The organism is Streptomyces sp. NBC_01267 (genome assembly GCF_036241575.1).
Classification (GTDB): domain Bacteria; phylum Actinomycetota; class Actinomycetes; order Streptomycetales; family Streptomycetaceae; genus Streptomyces.
Window position 1 is genome coordinate 1,846,412 of the sequence record NZ_CP108455.1, and the last position, 20,930, is coordinate 1,867,341.

The 20,930-nt window shown below is 71.5% G+C and carries 23 protein-coding genes and 1 riboswitch; of the genes, 10 read left to right on the forward strand and 13 right to left on the reverse strand.

The features are described from left to right. Window positions 1-32 precede the first annotated feature (32 nt). The 3 genes from OG709_RS08500 to OG709_RS08510 form a co-directional block, all read right to left on the reverse strand. On the reverse strand, window positions 33-425 hold the full coding sequence (locus OG709_RS08500) for a DUF3040 domain-containing protein (protein WP_250303692.1): 393 nt from the start codon (window positions 423-425) through the stop codon (window positions 33-35). A 248-nt stretch (window positions 426-673) separates the two neighbouring features. After that, complete coding sequence (locus OG709_RS08505; RefSeq protein ID WP_250303691.1) at window positions 674-1,432, reverse strand: methyltransferase; 759 nt, start codon at window positions 1,430-1,432, stop codon at window positions 674-676. Between the two features lie 94 nt (window positions 1,433-1,526). Then, window positions 1,527-2,126, reverse strand: a complete 600-nt coding sequence (locus tag OG709_RS08510; protein WP_250303690.1) for an SAV_6107 family HEPN domain-containing protein — start codon at window positions 2,124-2,126, stop codon at window positions 1,527-1,529. A 152-nt stretch (window positions 2,127-2,278) separates the two neighbouring features. Between OG709_RS08510 and OG709_RS08515 the strand changes: the two genes are divergently transcribed. Beyond that, window positions 2,279-2,884 (forward strand): TetR/AcrR family transcriptional regulator, encoded by a 606-nt coding sequence (locus OG709_RS08515; protein WP_329165467.1) that lies wholly within the window; start codon window positions 2,279-2,281, stop codon window positions 2,882-2,884. Window positions 2,885-3,302: 418 nt separating this feature from the next. Continuing rightward, window positions 3,303-4,715 carry a phytoene desaturase family protein gene (locus OG709_RS08520; protein WP_329165469.1) on the forward strand — a complete coding sequence of 471 codons (1,413 nt, stop codon included), beginning with the start codon at window positions 3,303-3,305 and terminating at the stop codon, window positions 4,713-4,715. 93 nt (window positions 4,716-4,808) lie between these two features. Here OG709_RS08520 and OG709_RS08525 read toward each other — a convergent pair whose 3' ends face one another. The 7 genes from OG709_RS08525 to OG709_RS08555 all read right to left on the reverse strand — a co-directional run bounded on the left by OG709_RS08525 (window position 4,809) and on the right by OG709_RS08555 (window position 11,504). Further along, window positions 4,809-5,762: a hypothetical protein gene (locus tag OG709_RS08525; protein ID WP_326695057.1), complete on the reverse strand. Its 954-nt coding sequence runs from the start codon at window positions 5,760-5,762 to the stop codon at window positions 4,809-4,811. A 51-nt stretch (window positions 5,763-5,813) separates the two neighbouring features. Further along, window positions 5,814-6,731 (reverse strand): methylenetetrahydrofolate reductase [NAD(P)H], encoded by a 918-nt coding sequence (gene metF, locus OG709_RS08530; protein WP_250303686.1) that lies wholly within the window; start codon window positions 6,729-6,731, stop codon window positions 5,814-5,816. Between the two features lie 101 nt (window positions 6,732-6,832). Further along, window positions 6,833-7,483, reverse strand: a complete 651-nt coding sequence (gene thiE / locus OG709_RS08535) for a thiamine phosphate synthase (RefSeq protein WP_250303685.1) — start codon at window positions 7,481-7,483, stop codon at window positions 6,833-6,835. Between the two features lie 96 nt (window positions 7,484-7,579). After that, window positions 7,580-7,945, reverse strand: coding sequence for an Rv2175c family DNA-binding protein (locus OG709_RS08540; RefSeq protein WP_250303684.1), 366 nt, complete (start codon window positions 7,943-7,945; stop codon window positions 7,580-7,582). A 55-nt stretch (window positions 7,946-8,000) separates the two neighbouring features. Further along, window positions 8,001-9,746, reverse strand: coding sequence for a peptide-N4-asparagine amidase (locus OG709_RS08545; RefSeq protein WP_250303683.1), 1,746 nt, complete (start codon window positions 9,744-9,746; stop codon window positions 8,001-8,003). Window positions 9,747-9,883: 137 nt separating this feature from the next. Then, window positions 9,884-11,134: an NAD(P)/FAD-dependent oxidoreductase gene (locus OG709_RS08550; RefSeq protein WP_326695054.1), complete on the reverse strand. Its 1,251-nt coding sequence runs from the start codon at window positions 11,132-11,134 to the stop codon at window positions 9,884-9,886. Between the two features lie 28 nt (window positions 11,135-11,162). Beyond that, window positions 11,163-11,504: a hypothetical protein gene (locus OG709_RS08555; protein ID WP_250303681.1), complete on the reverse strand. Its 342-nt coding sequence runs from the start codon at window positions 11,502-11,504 to the stop codon at window positions 11,163-11,165. A gap of 50 nt (window positions 11,505-11,554) precedes the next feature. Beyond that, a riboswitch (TPP riboswitch) is annotated at window positions 11,555-11,667 on the forward strand. Here OG709_RS08555 and thiO point away from each other — a divergent pair. The 6 genes from thiO to OG709_RS08585 all read left to right on the forward strand — a co-directional run bounded on the left by thiO (window position 11,665) and on the right by OG709_RS08585 (window position 17,551). Continuing rightward, window positions 11,665-12,843 carry a glycine oxidase ThiO gene (gene thiO, locus OG709_RS08560; RefSeq protein WP_250303680.1) on the forward strand — a complete coding sequence of 393 codons (1,179 nt, stop codon included), beginning with the start codon at window positions 11,665-11,667 and terminating at the stop codon, window positions 12,841-12,843. (Overlaps the previous riboswitch by 3 nt.) Further along, window positions 12,840-13,040 (forward strand): sulfur carrier protein ThiS, encoded by a 201-nt coding sequence (gene thiS, locus OG709_RS08565; protein WP_250303679.1) that lies wholly within the window; start codon window positions 12,840-12,842, stop codon window positions 13,038-13,040. Before thiO ends, thiS begins: the two co-directional genes overlap by 4 nt. Window positions 13,041-13,047: 7 nt before the next feature. Continuing rightward, window positions 13,048-13,842, forward strand: a complete 795-nt coding sequence (locus tag OG709_RS08570; RefSeq protein WP_250303678.1) for a thiazole synthase — start codon at window positions 13,048-13,050, stop codon at window positions 13,840-13,842. A gap of 311 nt (window positions 13,843-14,153) precedes the next feature. Continuing rightward, window positions 14,154-16,088 (forward strand): Stk1 family PASTA domain-containing Ser/Thr kinase, encoded by a 1,935-nt coding sequence (gene pknB, locus OG709_RS08575; RefSeq protein WP_329165477.1) that lies wholly within the window; start codon window positions 14,154-14,156, stop codon window positions 16,086-16,088. Window positions 16,089-16,095: 7 nt separating this feature from the next. Beyond that, window positions 16,096-16,947, forward strand: coding sequence for a deoxyribonuclease IV (locus OG709_RS08580; RefSeq protein ID WP_266643546.1), 852 nt, complete (start codon window positions 16,096-16,098; stop codon window positions 16,945-16,947). A gap of 85 nt (window positions 16,948-17,032) precedes the next feature. Then, window positions 17,033-17,551, forward strand: a complete 519-nt coding sequence (locus OG709_RS08585; RefSeq protein WP_250303675.1) for a DUF4396 domain-containing protein — start codon at window positions 17,033-17,035, stop codon at window positions 17,549-17,551. 40 nt (window positions 17,552-17,591) lie between these two features. Here OG709_RS08585 and OG709_RS08590 read toward each other — a convergent pair whose 3' ends face one another. Next, the gene (locus tag OG709_RS08590; protein WP_250303674.1) at window positions 17,592-18,224 is read right to left on the reverse strand and encodes a sulfite oxidase-like oxidoreductase; all 633 of its coding nucleotides are present in this window, start codon (window positions 18,222-18,224) and stop codon (window positions 17,592-17,594) included. Window positions 18,225-18,378: 154 nt separating this feature from the next. Here OG709_RS08590 and bfr point away from each other — a divergent pair, with 154 nt between their 5' ends. Next, the gene (bfr, locus tag OG709_RS08595) at window positions 18,379-18,858 is read left to right on the forward strand and encodes a bacterioferritin (protein WP_250303673.1); all 480 of its coding nucleotides are present in this window, start codon (window positions 18,379-18,381) and stop codon (window positions 18,856-18,858) included. Window positions 18,859-18,911: 53 nt separating this feature from the next. On the opposite strand, the gene OG709_RS08600 is transcribed toward bfr, so the two are convergent. Further along, a complete protein-coding gene (locus tag OG709_RS08600) occupies window positions 18,912-19,175 on the reverse strand; it encodes a (2Fe-2S)-binding protein (RefSeq protein WP_250303672.1) in 264 nt (87 codons plus the stop codon). A 207-nt stretch (window positions 19,176-19,382) separates the two neighbouring features. Then, on the reverse strand, window positions 19,383-20,738 hold the full coding sequence (locus tag OG709_RS08605; protein ID WP_250303671.1) for a class II 3-deoxy-7-phosphoheptulonate synthase: 1,356 nt from the start codon (window positions 20,736-20,738) through the stop codon (window positions 19,383-19,385). A 90-nt stretch (window positions 20,739-20,828) separates the two neighbouring features. Between OG709_RS08605 and OG709_RS36035 the strand changes: the two genes are divergently transcribed. After that, window positions 20,829-20,885 carry a trp operon leader peptide gene (locus OG709_RS36035; RefSeq protein ID WP_353961846.1) on the forward strand — a complete coding sequence of 19 codons (57 nt, stop codon included), beginning with the start codon at window positions 20,829-20,831 and terminating at the stop codon, window positions 20,883-20,885. The last annotated feature ends 45 nt before the right edge of the window (window positions 20,886-20,930 follow it).

The window sequence follows — 20,930 nt, forward strand, 5'->3', positions numbered from 1 at the left end:
CGTCCGTCTGTACGTTCCGCCCGGCTGCGTGCTCAGTGCCCCTGTTCATCGCGGCGGCGCTGCCACCGCTCCTCGATACGGGTCATCACCGACCGGTGTTTCCTGGATTGCCGGCCCGCGACCGGGCCTCCGGCCTGTGGTTGTTCACCGGGCTTGGGCGCTTTGCGCCATCCGGTGACCGCAAGCACTGCGCAGCCGAGCATGACGAGGAACCCCACCACGCTGATCCAGATCTGCTGGGCGACCATTCCGGCCATGAGGAGCGCGATACCCACCAGAAAGCCAGCGACCGCCTGATACACCCGACGACGGGTGTACGTACGCAGCCCGCTTCCCTCAAGCGCTGTCGCGAACTTGGGATCTTCGGCGTACAGCGCTCGCTCCATCTGCTCGAGCATGCGCTGCTCGTGCTCCGAGAGCGGCACGGAGTCCTCCTACTCGTCGGTCGCGGGGGGCGACCGTGATGCGGCCTTTCCAGAATAGGCAGGGAATCGCCCCCGTGATACCCGCCCTCTACGCCAATTCACCATCCGGGCCACCACGCAGGCACGGCTGTCGAGGCGTGCATTCCCCGACGGCCGGACCGTCATGCCGGATGGTTACCCCGATCATACGGGGACCAGCCCCCGATCGGGGGGCCTGTGACCCACTCCGTACGCGACTGCGGTGCTGATCAGCCCTGCTTCTCGCCCAGTACGTGCAGCTGGGTGGCGACCGAGTGGAAGGCGGGCTGCTCCGCTGCGGCTGCCTCCAGCTTCAGCAGCGCTTCCAGGGCGCCCGGCTCGGTGTCGACCAGGACACCGGGGACGAGGTCGGCGAAGACCCGGACCCCGTGCACCGCGCCGACCTCCACACCGGCCGCGGCGACCAGCCCGGTGAGCTGCTCGGCGGTGAACCGGCGCGGTACCGGGTCGCCCTCGCCCCAGCGCCCTGCCGGGTCGGTGAGCGCCTGCCGGGCCTCGCTGAAGTGTCCGGCCAGCGCCCTGGCCAGGACGGCCCCGCCGAGCCCGGCGGCGAGCAGGCTGAGCGCACCCGCCGGGCGGAGCGCGTCGACCGCGTTCCTGACGCCCTCGGCCGGGTCCTCCACGTATTCGAGGACGCCGTGGCAGAGCACCGCGTCGTACCCGCCGCGCTCCACCACGTCGAACAGCCCGAGCACGTCTCCCTGCACCCCGCGCACCTGGTCGGCCACTCCGGCCTCCGCCGCCCTGCGCTCAAGTCCGAACAGGGCGTTGGGGCTGGGGTCGACCACGGTGACACGGTGGCCGAGGCGGGCGACGGGCACCGCGAAGTTGCCGGTGCCGCCCCCGGTGTCGAGGACGTCCAGGGTGTCCCGGCCGGTCGCTTCGGCCCTGCGGTCGAGAGCGTCCTTGAGTACGTCCCACACCACGGCGGTACGAAGGGAGGCGCGGGGGCGCAGCTGGTCCGACACGGGGGTTGACTCCTCGGCGCGGTGCCGCCGCGGACGGCGGGCCGTAGACAGCAAAGACTGGCTCCCACCCTATTGCCTTCGAAGCTCCCCCTGGTCACCCCGCGTGCGGGCGCTCCGTCCCGGGATGCGGCAGCACCGGCTGGATGACGAGGAGCCGTTCGACCAGGCGCAGGAACATCGCCGCGTCACGCAACAGGTCGTCGGCGTCGCGGGTGCCCGCGGCGCCCGGTATCCCGGCCTCCGCCCTGGCCCTGCGGGGCGCGCCCGAGGCGAACAGCGCGCTCCACTCGGTCAGCTCGGGGGCGATCTCCGGCAGGATCTCCCAGGCCGTACGGATGCGCTGCCTGCGGCGCGGGGCCGTCTCGGGGCGGGCCCGCGCGGCGAGCACCGCGGCGGCCGTCCGCAGGGCCGCGAGATGGGCGGTGGCATAGCGCTCGTTCGGCGAGGCGAGGGCGGCGGCTTCGTCGAGTCCCGCCCGCGCCTGGGTCAGCAGATCCAGGGCGGCAGGCGGGGCCGTCGTACGGCGCGGGACGGGGTGGATGTCGCCCGCCGGGCCGCTCCACGAAGACGAAGGTGAAGGCGCGGACGCGGACGACGGTGGGGACGGAGGCGAAGGCAGAGACGTGAGGGCGGGGGCAGGGGCAGGGACGGTGACACGGTGCCTGTGCGCTGCTGAGGCGTTCGAGCCGGCCATGACGAACCTCCTGTCGTGTGACGGCGCTGTGGCCGTATGTGCCCACTGTGCAGGTCACCACTGACAATCGGCTCTGACCAGTGTCTTCGCGCCCACCACCGCGCCCGGGGCGGGTGGCTCCCGCGCTCGGCGGACCTGTGAGAATTCGCCCCATGGACACCAGCACCAGACGGCAGGCCACCCGCCGGAAGCTGTACGAGGCAGCTGTCACCCTCATCGCGGAGAAGGGGTTCTCGGCGACGACGGTGGAGGAGATCGCCGAGCGCGCAGGCGTCGCGAAGGGCACGGTCTACTACAACTTCGCGAGCAAGAGCGTCCTCTTCGAGGAGCTGCTGCGGTACGGCGTGGGGCTGCTCACCACGGCCCTGCGGTCGGCGGCCGACGGAACGGCGGAGCGCGGCGGCACCAAGGTGGAGGCGCTGGACGCCATGATCCGGTCCGGTCTGGTCTTCATCGACCGCCATCCGGCCTTCACCCAGCTCTACGTCGCCGAACTGTGGCGTACCAACCGGGCCTGGCAGCCGACCCTGCTCGAACTGCGGCAGGAAGCGGTCGCCGTGGTCGAGACCGTGCTGGGCGAAGCCGTGGAGGACGGTGAGCTGGGCGAGGACATCGACACTCCGCTGACGGCCGCGGCGCTGGTCGGGATGGTGCTGGTGGCCGCGCTGGACTGGCAGTCGTTCCAGCCCGACCGGTCGGTCGACGAGGTCCACGCGGCCCTCTCGCGGTTGCTGCACGGGCGGGTCGGCGGGCGCTGACCCGCCCCTCGGCGCCCGTGCGGAACCAGCGGCGGAACCAGAGGACGGAACCGCAGGACAGGGACCGCAGGTCGGGGGCCGCAGGTCGGGGGCCTCGGGATTCGGGCCCGGCCGGGACGGCAACGAAAGAGCGCCGTCCCGGCCGGGCCCGAATCCTTCCGAGCCGTACCGGAGCGGCGCTTCTTCGTACTCCCCCGTGGTGCTCCCCCGTACCTTTCCGTACTCGGCAGGGGAGCCGCACCGTTCCGCCGCCCCGTGTCGGCAGTGCCGGCGCCGCGCCCCTTCCGTGTCCCACACTCTGCCGTCCGCGCAGGTGGGAGCCCATCCGCGCAATTACTCATCTCGGCGACTAGGTACAGGTACTCAGACCTGTGGACGCGGGCTCACCCCGGCGCGGTGGCCGTCTAGAGTTCCTGTCATGGCACGGATTGCGGTGATCGGCGCCGGGATGGGCGCCATGGCGGCTGCCGCCCGGCTGGCTGTGGCAGGCCACCGGGTGACGGTGTACGAGCGCTCGGCGACGTACGGCGGGGCGGTACGCCGCTTCGAACGGGACGGATTCGCCTTCGACACCGGGCCCGGACTGCTCCAATTGCCCGCCGTCTACCGCGACTTGTTCGTCAAGACCGGCCGGGAGCCGCTGGAGAAGTGTGTCGAGCTGGTCCAGGTGGATCCGGCGAGCCGCCATCTCTTCGCCGACGGCAGCGACGTCCTGCTGCCGAACGCCTCACGGGCCGGGGTCGTGGCAGCCCTCGATGCGGCGCTGGGCGGCGGTGCGGGCGCCCGCTGGGGTGAGTTCCTGGACCGGGCGCGGGTCACCTGGGACCGGACCAGGCGCCCGCTCCTCGAAGAGCCGCTGCCCGCCGATCCCGCCCCCCTCGGCGACGACCCGTATCCGGCGCTCAGGACCGGTCTGCTGCGGCGCAGCGCGTCCACGCTCGCCGAGGTGGGCAGCAGGGAGCTGCGCGACCCCCGGCTGGCGGCGCTGCTGGGGAGTTACGCGCTGTCGTACGGCTTCGATCCGCTGACGGTGCCCGCCTCGGCGGCCGTACTGCCGTACATGGAGCAGACCTTCGGCAACTGGTACGTGCGCGGCGGGATGCGCGCGCTGGCGGACGCGGTGTACCAGCGGTGCCTGGCCAGGAGGGTCGAGTTCGTCTTCGGCTCCGAGGTGGTGGACGTCACCGAGAAGGACGGCCGGGCCTGCGGTCTCGAACTGGCCGACGGGCAGCGCGTGGTGGCGGACCAGGTGGTGGCGGGTGCCCCGGTGCGGTCGGTCTCCTGGCCGCAGCGGGAGGCGGGCCCGCGTACCGGCCGGGTCGTGGTCTGTCTGGCCCTGCGCGGGGAACGGCCCGCCGACGCCGTGCACCGCACCGTGGTGCACCGGGCGGACGAGGACCTGCCGATGGTGACGGTACTGCGCCCCGGCGACCCCGAACTCGTCCCCGGCGAGGGCCACGAGGCGCTCACCCTGACCGTCACGGTCCCGGTCACGGACGGCGCGGCGGACGAGGTTCCGCCCGGGTTCGCCGACCGGGTGGTGGCCGCGGCCGAGGCCGCGGTGCCCGGACTTCGCGAGCGGGTCCTGTGGCGGGAGGTGCGGACCCCGGCCGACACCCTGCGGGAGACCGGCACGCTCCGGGTACCGGGACCGGCGCTGGCCGGTGCGCACGGGCAGTTGCTGCCCGCGCCCAACCGGTCGCCGCTGTCCGGTCTCAGCTTCGTGGGCGGCTGGTCGCATCCCGGGGGCGGGCTGCCCCACGCCGGGATGTCCGGGGCGCTGGCCGCCGGCCTGATCGTCGAGGGCGAGGGGTTCCGCGGCTCGCAGTGAGCGCCGCGCCGGGCCCTCGGGGAGCCGCCGCGCCCTCCGCCGGCCCCCTCGCCCGATCCGGCTCCCTTGCCCCGTACGGGACTTGACGCGGCGTCAGTACCGGTGCTGCTGACCGTCGTGGTCGGGGTACCCGTGGTAGCCGTTGTGGTGCGGCTCGTTCGCCGGCTGATCCGGCGCGCCGAAGGGCGGCTCGGTGTCCCGCTGCTGGGGGACCCAGACCCCGCCGGGCGGGGTGTCGTTGGCGTACTGCTCGGCGTACGGATCGGCGTACTGCTGCCGGCCGCCGTAGGAGTTGTCGTACATGGGCTGGCCCGCGCCGATGTACGGGTCCGAGTAGGCGGCGTACTGCTGCTGGTCGGCTCCGTACCCGTACTGCCCGGGGTACTGCTGCCCGTGCTGGTCCGGGCCGGTGGCCTCGCCGCTGCCGTACTGCGCGGCGGCCCCGTACGCGGTGTCGCTGTATATCCCGTACTGCCCGGTGTCGTCCGGCAACGGCTGCGGGGCGTAGACGCCCGCCCCGGTGGACTCCTCGGCCCCGGCGGCCACCGGCTGGTACGCGGCCTGTGCGTAGGCGTTCTCGCTGTAGCCGTACTCGCTGTAGGCGGGCTGTTCCGCCGTGCCGTACGACGACTGCTCGCCCTGCTGGTCCTGGCCGTGCTGCGGGAAGGCGTTCTCGTCCTGCGGGTCGTGCGCGTCCTGGTCGGCCGGGCCGTACTCCAGGTCCGAGACTTCGAGCGTCGGTTCCTTCGTGGCGCCCTCGGCGCTGCCCCGGCGGCGTCGGCTCACCCGGGGAGAGCCTCCTATGGCCCAGCCCGTGGAGAAGCCCTGCCGGAAGGAGAGAGTGACGTACAGCTGGCCGACCGCGAAGGCGATGGCGCCCATCACGATCACCGGCACCGAGTGCAGCAGTACGCCCACGACCACACCGAGGAAGCCGGTGAAGGCGAGCAGGCGCCAGCGCAGTCTCGCCTTGTACTGGAGCAGTACTTCGCCCAGCAGCCACAGCGCGACGAATCCGAACCCGACATAGAGGACCGTCCAGCCCATATACGCCCCCCTCTTACGGCCGCCGCCCTGGGGGTGGAGCGGGTAGGCCGGTCAGGACTGCTTGTGCAGTCCGAGATTCTCGTAGATTTCGAGGGTCGCCGTGGAGTTGTTCAGCGTGATGAAGTGCAGCCCAGGGACATCCTCGGAGAGCAGCCTCGCGCAGAACTCCGTAGCGAACTCGATGCCAATGGAGCGTACAGCGGCTGGATCGTCCTTGACCGCGAGGATGCGTTCTTTCAGGCTCGCGGGGAAGTGCGCGTTGCTGAGCTGGGCGAATCGCTCCAGCTGTCGCACATTGGTGATGGGCATGACTTCCGGGATCACCGGGGTGTCGCAGCCCGCGGCGACGATCCGCTCACGCATCCGCAGATAGTCCTCCGGATCGAAGAACATCTGGGTGATCGCGTAGTCGGCGCCGGCCCGGCACTTGTCGGTGAAGTGCCGGATGTCGCTCTCCCAGTTGTCCGAGCGCGGGTGCATCTCGGGGAACGCGGCGACGCCGACACAGAAGTCGCCGGACTCCTTGATCAGCCGCACCAGGTCGGCGGCGTACATGACGCCCTCCGGGTGCTTGACCCACTCCCCCATGGGGTCGCCGGGCGGGTCGCCGCGGACCGCGAGGATGTTCCGGATCCCGGCGTCCGCGTACTGGCCGATGATGTTCCGCAGCTGGGCGACCGAGTGGTCGACGGCGGTCAGATGCGCGACCGGGGTGAGCGTGGTGTTCGAGGTGATCTGCTCGGTGGCCCTGACCGTCCCGGCCCGCGACGAGCCGCCCGCGCCGTACGTCACGGAGACGAAGCTGGGGGCCACCGCCTCGACCCGGCGCAGCGCGTTCCACAGGTTCCGCTCGCCCTTCTCGGTCTTGGGCGCCCAGAACTCGAAGGAGTACAGCGTCCGGCCGGTCGCGAGCAGGTCACGCACCGTCAGCGCATGGTCGGTTCTGGTGGAGGAAGTGCCAAGGGCCATACGGGAAGATTAGTCAGGGCTTGCCACTCACCCAACCGCGCCTGGGCTTTATGACCGGATTTGCCTGGTACTTGTCCACCCTTCGGACACACCGGCCGGATTCAGCGGGTGCGGGCCGTGACCCTCTTGGCGAGATCGGCGGCGGCGCTCGCGGGATCGTCCGCCTCGGTGATCGCCCTGACGACCACGATCCTGCGGGCGCCCGCGTCCAGCACCTCGTCCAGGTTGCCCGCGTCGATCCCGCCGATCGCGAACCAGGGCCGCGCGGTGGCGAGCCCGGCCGCGTACCTCACCAGGCCGAGGCCCGGGGCGTACCGGCCCGGCTTGGTCGGGGTGGGCCAGCAGGGGCCGGTGCAGAAATAGTCGACGCCCGCCTCGACGGCCGCCGCGTCCACCTCGGACTCGGCGTGCGTCGAGCGGCCGATGAGCACGTCGGGGCCGAGCAGCGCGCGGGCCGCGGGGACCGGCAGGTCGCCCTGGCCCAGGTGCAGCACGTCGGAGGCGATGGCGTGCGCCACGTCCGCCCGGTCGTTCACCGCGAGCAGCTTCCCGTGCCTTCGGCAGGCATCGGCGAAGACCTGGAGGTGGTCGAGTTCCTCGGCTGCCTCCATGCCCTTGTCGCGCAGCTGGACGATGTCCACGCCGTTGGCCAGGACGGCATCGAGGAATTCGGGGAGATCGCCCTGCCGCTTGCGCGCGTCCGTACACAGGTAGAGCCGGGCGGCGGACAGCGCTGCGGGTGCCGTGGACATGGGTCGTTCCCCCCAAGGGACAGTGCAGTACGGACAATGCGGCGTACGGACCGGGGCGGGCCCGGTCCGTACACCGCGAAGGTGTTCACACTCCGGTCAGAGGGCGAGCGCCTGGGCCCGGCGCTTCACCTCCGTCCCGCGATTCTCGCTCAGCGCCTGCGCGGGCGTGCCCGGCAGGGTCTCGTCGGGAGTGAAGAGCCACTCCAGCATCTCCTGGTCGCTGAAGCCGTCGTCCCGCAGGAGCGTCAGGGTCCCGGCCAGCCCCTTGACCACCTTGCTGCCGTCGATGAAAGCGGCGGGCACCTGAAGGGCCCGGTTCTCACCACGGCGCACGGCGATCAGCGTGCCGTCCCTGACGAGCTGGCGCACCCGCGTCACCTCGACGTCGAACATCTCGGCGATGTCGGGAAGATGCAGCCAGGCGGGGACGAGAGCATCGGTTGTTGCGTCAATCTCGGTCACGGGACAAGCCTGCCATCCCGCACCGACACTCGGCACCCGGAGTCGCCTCGCGGCGTCAGCCCTTCAGAGCCTCGCGGACCACGTCGGAGACGCGGCAGTGGGACTGCCGGTCGGACGTGACCCAGCCGTGTGCGGTCTTCAGCGAGTGCGAGTAGCAGGCACCGGTGTCCGTGGTGCCCCGGTACACCTCGCTCGACGCGCCGTCCGCGCTCTGGACCACGCCGTCCGTACGGACGAGGCTGCCGGTCGAGTCCACCGTGTCGTCGGTGACCGCGTCGGTGTGCCAGTTGCGCGCCGAACCGGTCCGGGATGTGTCGATGACCACACGACGCTGGGTGACGTCGGCCTTCATCTCGTAGTTGTTGTAGTCGCCGTAGAGCGGGATGTCCATGTCCACGTCGATGGGGTACGACCAGGCGTGTCGCTGCGCTTCGCGGTGGCCGCGGAGCGCGGTCGTCACCGTGGTCGCGCCGTGGTCGCGCTGGTGCATCACCTGGTGGCTGCCCGTGGGCGAGACCGCGTCCGTGTTGGTGTACGCGGAGTTCTGCTCGACGGTCGTGGTGACCCGGCCGCGCGAGGTGTCGACGTAGCCGGAGATCTTCCAGTCACGCCGGGCCGACACCGAGACGTCGGTGGAGCCGTCCGCCCTGGGGGTCTGCTCGGTCTTCACCTTCGGCGTCAGCGAGAGCGTGTCGGTGGTGACCCGGCCGCTCGTGCGGGACGCGTGCGCGTCCGTGTCGAGGAAGAGCGTGCCGTCGACGGTCCAGCCGTCGGCCGCGCCGTACGGGGTGATGGTGACGGTGTGCGCCTTGCCGTCGGCCAGTTCACCCGCGAAGGGCGTCAGGTCGATGTCGTACGCCTCGGTCTTGAACTGGTCGATCGCCGGGATCGGGCGCCACAGGGTGGGCACGATGCCGCCGGAGTAGACGACGGGGTACGGCTGGGCGAGGCCCGCCGGACGGCCGTCCACGGAGACCTGCACCTCACGGTAGGGGCCGCCGCCGCAGAGGTAGTCCGGGGCCGTGGCCGCGAGGTCGTCGGGGACCGCGTCGAACCACTGCTCGTCGCAGCCGCCGCCGCGCGCGTACACCTCGAGGCGCGCCGCCGTCAGGTTGCGCGGGAAGGTGACCTGCTTGCTCGCGGAGCCGCCCTTGGCGACGTCCACCCAAGGAGTGGCGGTGGAACCGGTGTTACCGAGCGGCACGACCCGGTCGGCCGTGGTGGCGGCCGGGTGGCGCTTGTCGGCCTGGTAGTACGTGACCGTCAGCTTGATCTTGTAGACACCGGTGTACGTGTCGTTGACAACGTTGCCCAGCTCCATCTGGAGCTTCTGCGGGTCCTTCAGCAGCGGCGCGAAGTCGGTGATGTCCTTGGCGACGTGCCAGCTGATGCCGTCGTCGTCGGGCTCCGGCGTGCTGGTGCGGAAGACCTCGGCGCCACCGACGAAGACCGCGGCGAGGCGGTCGTACTGACGGCCCTTGACGCTGCCCGACCAGTCGAGGACGACCTTGTTCCAGGGGCCCTTGCAGGCGGCGGGAGGCGCCAGCGTGGTGGCGAACGGCGGCTGGCCGAGGGTGTACCCGAAGTCGTGGTCCACCGTCACCGAGCAGTGCTTGGTGTCGGGGCGGGAGACCGGCGGCAGCGCGTCGACCGGGTCCTGGTAGTCGACGGCCGGGTTGGAGCCGGGCCGGGGAGCGCTGCCCGCGTAGGCGGGAGCGGCCAGCACGCCGCCGACGAGGGCGACGGCGGCGGTGGCTGTGGAGATGCCACGCAGTGCGCGGATCCATCTGTGCCGAGACAATGTGCATCCTTCGGAAGCAAAGTTCAGAACACGAACAGGTAATGACGAGTGCACATTGCATCGATCTTGGAATACGGACAAGAGGCTGTCCGCATTCCGGACACCGCGCTCCGCGGACCGGTGCGACTTGCGGGGCGTCAGGAGGACGGCAGCACGGCGGACTTGAGCGCCACGGCCGGATCGGCGACCCGCGCCGGATCGAGCGGCACTCCCGACTCGATCAGCTTCCGGCCCTGCGCGAGGTCCCGGGGCCTGCCGACGGCGAGCACCGCGACCAGCCGGCCCGCCCGCAGCCAGCACACCGACCAGGCGGGACCCGCGGGAGGCGCCCCCTCCGGGCCGTGCGCCGGGTCCGGGACGGGATCGCCGCGCCGGACCATCGTGTCGGCGGACGCGTGGTGGCCCGCGTACTGGACGAAGCGGCCGAACTGCTCGGACCAGAAGTACGGCACCGGGTCGTAGCTCTGCGGCGTCTCGCCGATCACGTCCGCCGCGACCGTACGCGGCCCCTGCAGGGCGTTGTCCCAGTGGTGGACGAGCAGCCGTTCGCCGAAGCGGCGGGAGGGGAACGAGGCGCAGTCGCCGACCGCGTACACGTCGGGGAGCGAGGTGCGCAGCCGGTCGTCGGCGGTGACCGAGCCGTCGGCGCCCAGTTCGATGCCGGACCCGGCCAGCCAGCCGGTCGCGGGCCGGGCCCCGATCCCGACGAGCACGGCCCCGGCCGGCAGCCTGCGCCCGTCCGCGAGGACGACGGCGCCCGGCTCGACGCGCGCCACCCGCGCTCCCGTGACGAGTTCCGCCCCGCTGTCCGCGTACCAGTCGGCCATCGGCGCGGCGACCTCGGCGGGCAGCACCCCGGCCAGCGGCCGGTCGGCCGCTTCGACGACGGTCACCGCGCACCCCGCCTCCCGCGCGGCCGTCGCGAACTCCGCCCCGATCCAGCCCGCCCCGACCACCACCACGTCGCTCCGGTCGGCGAGAACCGTCCGCAGCCCCTCGGCGTCGTCGAGCGTGCGCAGCAGATGTACGCCGGGGACGCCCTCGCTGCCGGGCAGCGCGACCGGGTGGGCGCCGGTGGCGACGACGAGCGAGTCGTACGGAACGGGGCCCCGCGACGTGTCCAGCTCGCGGTCCCCCGGGCGCACCCCGAACACCTCGCAGCCCAGCAGCAGTTCGACCCCCAGCGCCCCGAAGTCGATGTCGAAGGCGGATCCCTCGGCCTTGCCGAGCAGCACCGCCTTGGACAGCGGCGGCCTGTCGTACGGCTGGTGCGGCTCCTCGCCGATCAGCGTGACGGTACCGGTGAAGCCCTGGTCCCGCAGTGCGACCGCGGTCTGCACTCCGGCCATGCCCGCGCCGACGATGACGACTCTCTGCTGCTCGCTCATCCGACCACCTTAATTAGCTGACGATCCGTCAGGAAGGGAGTTGTTCGACCACGCTCGTCCCGCTGCCCTCCCGGGACTCCCATTCCCAGGTCTCGTCGAGCCTGATCCGCCCGTCGGTAAGTCCGGTCACGAGGGACACGCAGTGTCCGGACGCCGTGCCGCCGTCGCGCTTCAACTGGACGTACCGGAAGTCCAGTCGGTCGCCCTCGCGGGTGCCGACGAGACGGCCGTGGACGATGTCGCCGCCCTCGTACTCGGCCCAGATGCGGCCCGCTTGTTCGTGGTAGGTGAACCGGGTCTCCGTCCCGACCTGGCCGGGCGCCTGATCGGTCACCGGCGAGAGAACAAGACCTTCCAGCGACCGTGCCACAGCCGGTGCTCCCTTACAGCGAGTAGAACGCGGGGTTAGGCTTGCCAAGCTAAACCACTCGCGGGAGCCCGGACGTACCGGGCTGAGAGGGAGGCTGGACGGCCTCCGACCGTACGAACCTGATCCGGGTCATGCCGGCGAAGGGAGGGGCTGGACGCCTATGCACGCGCACACATCCTCGGACGTACTGGTCGTCGGGGGCGGGATCATCGGACTTGTCACCGCCTGGCGGTCCGCACAGCGCGGACTGCGTACCGCGGTCGCCGATCCGGAACCGGGCGGCGGAGCGGCGCAGGTGGCCGCGGGCATGCTGGCCGCCGTCACCGAACTGCACCACGGCGAGCAGCTCCTGCTCGGCCTCAACCTGGAGTCGGCCCGCCGCTATCCGGCATTCGCCGCCGAGCTGACGGAGGCCTCCGGCCAGGACATCGGCTACCGCGCCTGCGGCACGCTCGCCGTCGCGCTCGATGCCGACGACCGCGCACAGCTGCGGGACCTGCACGCGCTCCAGCTCCGTTCGGGGCTGGACTCCGCCTGGCTCACCGGACGCGAATGCCGGCGCCTGGAGCCGATGCTCGCGCCGGGCGTACGCGGCGGGCTCCGGGTGGACGGCGACCACCAGGTCGACCCGCGGCGGCTGGCGAAGGCCCTGGTCACCGCGTGCGAGCGGGCCGGAGTCGTCTTCCACCGGGGCTGGGCGGAACGCCTGACGGTGCTGCGCGACCGGGCCACCGGCGCCGTTCTGGCCGACGGCACCGCGCTCACCGCCGGCCAGGTGGTACTGGCGGCCGGCAGCCTCAGCGGCCGGCTCGCCGGGGTGCCCGCGGAAGTCCTGCCACCGGTACGCCCGGTCAAGGGGCAGGTCCTGCGGCTGACGGTGCCGCCCGGGTACGCCCCGTTCCTCAGCCGGACGGTCCGCGCGGTGGTCCGGGGCAGCCACCTCTATCTCGTACCGCGGGAGAACGGCGAGCTCGTCATCGGCGCGACCAGCGAGGAGCTGGGCTGGGACACCACGGTCACCGCGGGCGGGGTGTACGAACTGCTGCGGGACGCCCATGAGCTGGTGCCCGGTGTCACCGAACTGCGGTTCACGGAGACCTGCGCCGGGCTGCGTCCGACCTCCCCCGACAACGCGCCGCTGCTCGGCCCCACCGCGCTGCCCGGACTCCATCTGGCCACCGGCCACTTCCGCAACGGCGTCCTGCTCACCCCCGTCACCGGCGACGCGATGGCGGACCTGCTGGCCGACGGGGCGCTGCCGCCCGAGGCCCGCCCCTTCACCCCCCGGCGCTTCCCGCCCGTGCGACATCCGCCCGTACGACAGGAGCAGTCCGCATGAACGTGTCCGTCAACGGCGCGGTACGGCCGGTCGCGCCCGGCACCACCCTCGACCTGCTGGTGGCCGGCCTGACCGGCGCGCCGTCGGGTGTGGCGGCTGCGGTCAACGAGACGGTCGTACCGCGCGGCCAGTGGCCTGACACCACGCTCGGCGACGGCGACCGCGTCGAAATCCTCACAGCAGTCCAAGGAGGCTGAACCGGACATGGCAGATGATCCCCTCACCCTCGCGGACGCCGTCCTCTCGTCCCGGCTGATCATGGGGACCGGCGGCGCCCCCAGCCTCGACGTGCTGGAGCGGTCCCTGATCGCGTCCGGCACCGAACTCACCACGGTCGCGATGCGCCGCCTCGATCCGACGGTCCAGGGCTCGGTGCTCTCCGTACTCGACCGGCTCTCCATCCGGGTCCTGCCGAACACGGCGGGCTGCTTCACGGCGGGCGAGGCGGTCCTGACCGCGCGCCTGGCCCGCGAGGCGCTCGGCACCGACTGGATCAAGCTGGAGGTCGTCGCGGACGAACGCACCCTGCTGCCCGACCCGGTCGAACTGCTCGACGCGGCGGAGACGCTGGTGGACGACGGCTTCACCGTCCTCCCGTACACGAACGACGACCCGGTCCTCGCCCGCAGGCTGGAGGACGCGGGCTGCGCGGCCGTCATGCCGCTGGGCTCGCCCATCGGCTCCGGCCTCGGGATCCGCAACCCGCACAACTTCCAGCTGATCGTGGAGCAGGCGGGCGTGCCGGTGATCCTCGACGCGGGGGCGGGCACCGCGTCGGACGTGACGCTGGCGATGGAGCTGGGGTGTGCGGCGGTGATGCTGGCGTCGGCGGTGACGCGGGCGCAGGAGCCGGAGCTGATGGCGTCGGCGATGCGGCGGGGGGTGGAGGCGGGGCGGCTGGCGTACCGGGCGGGGCGGATTCCCCGGCGGCACTTCGCGCGGGCGTCGTCGCCGGTGGACGGGCGGGCGGAGCTGGATCCGGAGCGGCCCGCGTTCTGAGGTGGGCGGGAGGGGGCGGGGTCGCTGCGCGGGGCGGGGGCCGCTGCGCGGGGCTCGTTCCCCTCCCCGCCCCTTCCCGTAACCGGGGGCCTCGCCCCCGGGGCCCCCTTTGTCCTCAATCGCCGGACGGGCTGGAAGGCAAGACAGCCGCACGGGCAGGCGGGCAGGCGGGCGGGCAGGGCAAGATCGAGGGGCGGTTCGAAGGGGAATGCGGCGACACTCCCACCGGCCTGTCACAGCTCGGCTTCAGTCACGCCCCCGCACTCGGGACGGCTTAACCCCTGTCACCCCCGGCTCGTACACTCGCCAGCGTGGATACGACGCTTGATGACCCGCACGCCCCCCTCGTCGGGCAGTTGCTCGACGGCCGCTACCGGGTGGACGCGCTCATCGCCGTCGGCGGCATGGCCACGGTGTACCGGGCCGTCGACACCCGGCTGGACCGGGTCCTCGCCCTCAAGGTGATGCACCCGACGCTCGCCGTCGACGCCACCTTCGTCGAGCGCTTCATCCGGGAGGCCAAGTCGGTCGCCCGCCTCGACCACCCCAATGTGGTCGGCATGTTCGACCAGGGCGCGGACGGTGCGTACGTCTACCTCGCGATGGAGTACGTCGCCGGGTGCACCCTCCGCGACGTACTGCGCGAACGCGGCGCCCTGCGGCCCCGCGCCGCTCTGGACATCCTGGAGCCGGTGCTGGCCGCCCTCGGCGCCGCGCACCGTGCCGGGTTCGTGCACCGCGACATGAAGCCGGAGAACGTCCTGATCGGGGACGACGGGCGCGTCAAGGTCGCGGACTTCGGTCTCGTACGGGCCGTGGACACCGAGACCAGCAGCACCGGGGCCATCCTGGGCACCGTCTCCTACCTGGCGCCCGAGCAGATCGAGCTCGGCACCGCGGACACCCGGGCGGACGTCTACGCCTGTGGTGTCGTGCTGTACGAGATGCTGACCGGCGCGAAGCCGCACAGCGGCGAGACCCCCGCCCAGGTCCTCTACCAGCACCTCAACGCGGGCGTACCCGCGCCGTCCGCCGTCGTACCGGGGCTCGCCGCCGGTCTCGACGAGTTGGTGGCGAGCGCGACGGCCCGCAGCCCCGAGGGGCGGCCCTTCGACGCCGTGGCCCTGCTCGGCCAGGTCCGCGAGACCCGCGCCGCGCTGAGTGACGCCCAGCTCGACGCGGTTCCTCCGCAGGCGCTCACGGAGCCCGCGGACGCGGCGGGCAGCTCCGAGGACCGTACGAACGTCATCCCCCGTCCCCTCCCCCCGGCGGGCGTCGGCCGGACCGCCCGGCTGGTGCTTCCCCCACCGGGACCGGCGGAGGAGGAGCGGGGGCGCGCGCCGGTGCGCCGTCGCCGGGTGGGCCGCGGGCTGATCGCCTCGGTCGTGGCCGTGCTGCTGGTGCTCGGCGTCGGGGCGGGCGTCTGGTACATCAACTCCGGTCAGTTCACCCGTGTTCCGTCCCTGCTGGGCCAGACCGAGAAGGCCGCGAAGTCGCGGATCTCGGCCGCCGGTCTCGATGTGGAGAAGACCGACCGCAAGTACAGCGACACCTATGAGCGCGGCACCGTCATGAGCAGCGATCCCGGGTCGGGCGCCCGTATCCGTGACAACGGAAAGGTGGCGCTGGTCGTCTCGCGGGGTCCCGAGGTGGTGCGGGTGCCCGACGTCTCGGGTGAGCCGCTCGCGAAGGCCAAGCGTGACCTGACGAAGGCGGGCCTCGCGCCCGGCATGGTCACCAGGGAACTCAGCGACAGTGTCCCGCGCGGCTCGGTGATCCGTACGGCCCCGGGTTCCGGCACCGAGCGTCATGCGGACTCAGCGGTCGCCCTGGTCGTCTCCAAGGGCGCCCCGGTCGACGTACCGGATGTGACGGGCAAGTCCGTTCAGGACGCCACCGCCGCCCTTGAGGACCGGAACCTGAAGGTCGCGATCGCGCCGGAGCGGATCAACTCCCCCGAGGACGCGGGCAGGATCGCCAGGCAGTCGCTGACCGGCGGCGCCGGAGCCGCCGAGGGCGACACCGTCACGCTGACGGTGTCCAAGGGGCCGCGGATGATCGACGTCCCCGACGTCACGGGCGACAGCGTGGACGACGCGAAGAGCGCGCTGACGGCCAAGGGGTTCAAGGTCCATGTCGACCGGCCGTTCCTCTCCTTCAGCGACACCGTCGCGAGCCAGTCCGTCGACGGCGGCGGTCAGGCACCCGAAGGCAGCACGATCACCATCAAGACCAAGGGACTCTGAAGACACCGTGCGCAACCCCATCGGCGGCCATGTACCCGTGGCCGGCGGCCTCGCCAAGACCGGACTGCCCTACGCGCGTGAGCTGGGCGCCGAGGCCGTGCAGGTCTTCGTGGCCAACCCGCGCGGCTGGGCCACCCCGGTCGGGAACCCGGCCCAGGACGAGAAGTTCCGCGAGGAGTGCGCGGCGGAAGAGATCACGGCGTACGTGCACGCGCCGTATCTGATCAACTTCGGCTCGCACACGCCCGCGACGGTGGAGAGCTCGGTGGACTCGCTGCGCCACTCCCTGCGCCGCGGCCGGGAGATCGGCGCGCGGGGGGTGGTGGTGCACACCGGCTCGGCGACCGGCGGACGCCCGCGGGCGGAGGCGCTCGCCCAGGTCCGTACGCACCTGCTGCCGCTCCTCGACGAACTCACCCACGACGACGACCCCTTCCTGCTCCTGGAGTCGACCGCGGGCCAGGGCTCCTCGCTCTGCTCGCGCACCTGGGACTTCGGCCCGTACTTCGAGGCGCTCGACGCCCACCCCCGGCTGGGCGTCTGCCTGGACACCTGCCACATCTTCGCGGCGGGGCACGAGCTGGCGGGGCCGGGCGGGATGAAGCAGACCCTGGATCTGCTGGTGGACACGGTCGGCGAGGGCAGGCTCAAGCTGGTCCACGCCAACGACTCCAAGGAGGCGTCCGGCGCCCACAAGGACCGGCACGAGAACATCGGCGCGGGTCACATCGGTACGGAGCCGTTCAGGGAACTGCTCACGCATCCGGCGACGGAGGGGGTGCCGCTCGTCATCGAGACGCCGGGCGGCAAGGAAGGACACCGGGCGGACGTGGCCCGTCTGAAGTCGCTCCGCCCCTGAGGAGCCCCGAGGGAATACCCCGAGGGGGTATGTGGTTCCGGTGAGAAGGAATCACATACCCAGCCGTCGTCATGGGGGCCTCGACATGCAGCACTCCACGCACCCGCACCACGAGCAGCACAGCCACCCCGGGCACCACGAGACCCACCCGGCCGGACACGGCGGCGGGGTCAGCTGGTCCATGGCCGCCCGCGCGACCCTGCACTGCCTCACCGGCTGCGCCATCGGCGAGATCCTCGGCATGGTGATCGGCACGGCCTTCGGCTGGGGCAACGCGCCCACGATGATCACCGCGATCGTGCTGGCGTTCTTCTTCGGCTACTCGCTGACCCTGCGGTCGATCCTCCGGGCGGGCGTCGGGTTCAAGGCGGCGTTCCGGGTGGCGCTCGCGGCCGACACCCTGTCCATCGCCGTGATGGAGCTCATCGACAACGGCGTGATCACCCTCTGGCCCAGCGCCATGAACGCCCAGCTCGCGGACGCACTGTTCTGGACCTCACTGGCCCTCTCGCTCGTCCTCGCCTTCGCGGTCACCACACCCGTCAACAAGTGGATGATCGGCCGCGGCAAGGGGCACGCGGTGGTGCACCGGTACCACCACTGACACGACCCGCCCCGGAAGCCACGGGGACGGCCCGGAGCCCTCAGAGTTCCGGGCCGTCCCCGGGCTCCTCCTGGTACGAGTAGCGCTGCTCGCGCCACGGGTCACCGAGGTTGTGGTAGCCGCGCTCCTCCCAGAAGCCACGGCGATCCGCGGTCATGTACTCGACACCGCGCACCCATTTGGGCCCCTTCCAGGCATAGAGCTGCGGCACGACCAGCCGCAGCGGAAACCCGTGTTCGGCGGTGAGCAGCTCTCCGGCCTTGTGGGTGGCGAACAGTGTCTTCGCAGCTGTGAAGTCAGCGAGCCGCAGATTGGCGCTGTATCCGTACTCGGCCCAGACCATCACGTGCGTGACCTGCGGCGCGGGCGGCGCCAGCTCGGTCAGCGTACGGGCGAGGACCCCACCCCATTCGGCCCCGAGCATGGAGAATTTCGTCACGCAGTGCAGATCGGCGACCACGGTGGAGAACGGCAGCGCGGAGAACTCCTCGTGGTTCCAGCAGTGCTTCTCGCCGTCGGCCGTCGCCCCGAAAACCCGGAATTCCCACCGGTCGGGCTTGAACTTGGGCACCGGACCGTAGTGGGTGACCGGCCAGCCCCGCTGGAGCCGCTGGCCCGGTGGGAGCTCGGTCGATGCCGCTCCCTGCTGCTCCCGGCTTTCCGGCTGACCCATGCATCCATGGTGACAGACCGAGCGGGGTGGTCGTGACCAGGCATGAACGGATCGGGGCAACTCGTACTAAGCCTCCACTTACTGGACGCTCCCGGGAGGCGGTGCGAGGATGCGCGAAACCTGCCCGGATCCACGCCTGGAAGGAGCCTCTGCAATGCAGGGCGACCCCGAGGTCATCGAGTTTCTCAACGAGCAGCTGACCGCCGAACTGACGGCGATCAACCAGTACTTCCTGCACGCGAAGATGCAGGAGAACTTCGGCTGGACGAAGCTCGCGAAATACACCAGGTCCGAGTCCTTCGACGAGATGAAGCACGCCGAGATCCTCACCGACCGGATCCTGTTCCTGGACGGGCTGCCGAACTACCAGCGGCTCTTCCATGTCCGGGTGGGCCAGACCGTCACCGAGATGTTCCAGGCGGACCGCCAGGTCGAGGCCGAGGCCATCGACCGGCTGCGGCGCGGCATCGAGGTCATGCGCGGCAAGAGCGACATCACGTCTGCGAACATCTTCGAGTCGATCCTGGCCGACGAGGAGCACCACATCGACTACCTCGACACCCAGCTGGAGCTGATCGAGAAGCTCGGGGAGGCGCTCTACATCGCCCAGGTGATCGAGCAGCCGGACAGCTGAAGCGGCCGGGCCTTCCCGTACGGGACGGAGGGGGCCCGGGACGGGCGGGTGCGTCAGGCGGCTTCGGGGAGCCGCGGCGCAGGACCGGCGTCCGGTCCCGGCGGCGCCACCGGCTCCAGCGGGGTCACGCGCTGTTCGAGCAGTGCCCGGCGGGGGCAGCCGCCCCGGCCGAGGAGGGCCTGGATGCTGCGGACACAGCCGCCGCAGTCGGTACCGGCCTTCGAGGCCGACGCGATGTCCCGGGGGGTGCAGGCACCCGCTTCCGCGTGCTCCTTCACCTGCTGCTCGGTCACACCGAAGCATGAGCAGACGTACACGCGGGTTCACCTCCCGGCCGGGATCGCTGACGGGCGTCACTCCGGTGGTCAGCGAGCGACCGTCCGGGTGAGGCAAACCTAACCTTACCCGTAGCCCCAGGTGTGCAGAAGGGCCGTGGGGTCCGGATCGATGTGATCCGCGCCCCACGGCCCTTTCCGCTGTCCTGTCCACCGCGCCCAGCTGCTGGGCCCGGCCGCCGGTGCCGGCTACTGCGCCCGGTACATCTCCGCGACCAGGAACGCCAGGTCGAGCGACTGGCTGCGGTTGAGCCGCGGGTCGCAGGCCGTCTCGTAGCGCTGGTGCAGATCGTCGACGAAGATCTCGTCGCCGCCGCCGACGCACTCGGTGACGTCGTCACCGGTCAGCTCGACGTGGATGCCGCCCGGGTGCGTACCGAGGCTCTTGTGGACCTCGAAGAAGCCCTTGACCTCGTCGAGCACGTCGTCGAAGCGGCGCGTCTTGTGGCCGGACGCGGCCTCGAAGGTGTTGCCGTGCATCGGGTCGGTGACCCAGACGACCTGGGCACCGGACGCGGTGACGTTCTCGACCAGGTTCGGCAGCTTGTCGCGGACCTTGTCCGCGCCCATCCTGACGATGAAGGTCAGCCGGCCCGGCTCGCGGTCCGGGTCGAGCCGCTCGACGTAGCTGAGCGCCTCCTCCGGAGTCGTCGTCGGGCCGAGCTTCACACCGATCGGGTTGCGGATCTGCGCGGCGAACTCGATGTGCGCGTGGTCCAGCTGACGGGTGCGCTCGCCGACCCACACCATGTGGCCCGAGGTGTCGTAGAGCCTGCCGGTGCGCGAGTCGGTACGGGTCAGCGCCGACTCGTAGTCCAGCAGCAGCGCCTCGTGCGAGGCGTAGAACTCGACCGCGCGGAACTCCGCCGGGTCGGTCCCGCAGGCCTTCATGAAGTTGAGCGCGCTGTCGATCTCACGGGCGAGCTGCTCGTAACGCTGCCCGGACGGCGACGACTTGACGAAGTCCTGGTTCCAGGCGTGCACCTGGCGCAGGTCGGCGTACCCACCGGTGGTGAAGGCGCGGACCAGGTTCAGCGTCGACGCCGACGCGTGGTACATCTGCTTCAGCCGGTCGGGGTCGGGCACCCGCGACTTCTCGTTGAAGGCGAAGCCGTTGACCGAGTCACCGCGGTACGTCGGCAGGGTCACCCCGTCGCGGGTCTCGGTCCCCTTGGAGCGCGGCTTGGAGTACTGCCCGGCGATCCGGCCGACCTTGACGACGGGCACCGACGCGGCGTAGGTGAGCACCGCGCTCATCTGGAGCAGCGTCTTGAGCTTCGCGCGGATCTGCTCCGCGGACACGGCGTCGAAGGCCTCGGCACAGTCGCCGCCCTGGAGCAGGAACGCCTCGCCCTTGGCAACGGCTCCCAGGCGCTCGCGCAGCTGGTCGCACTCGCCCGCGAAGACGAGCGGCGGATACGACGTGAGGTCCGCGATCACATCGCGCAGCGCCTCGGTATCCGGGTACTCGGGCTGCTGCGCCGCGGGAAGGTCTCGCCAGGTCGCCTGTACGGCGGGGGCTTGGGTATCAGCGTTCACGGTCACAGGCCAACAGTACGGGGTCGCCGCCGACGCATTTCGCGCTGCCCGCTGGGTGAGACGGACCGGTGGCTCCGATGCGCTACAGTCCCCCTCATGTTCGCGACGACGACTCGAAACTGGTGGTGGACCGCTCATCCGGCGGCCCACTGACATCGCGCGTACAGACGAAGCGAAGGCCGCCCGAGGGGCGGCCTT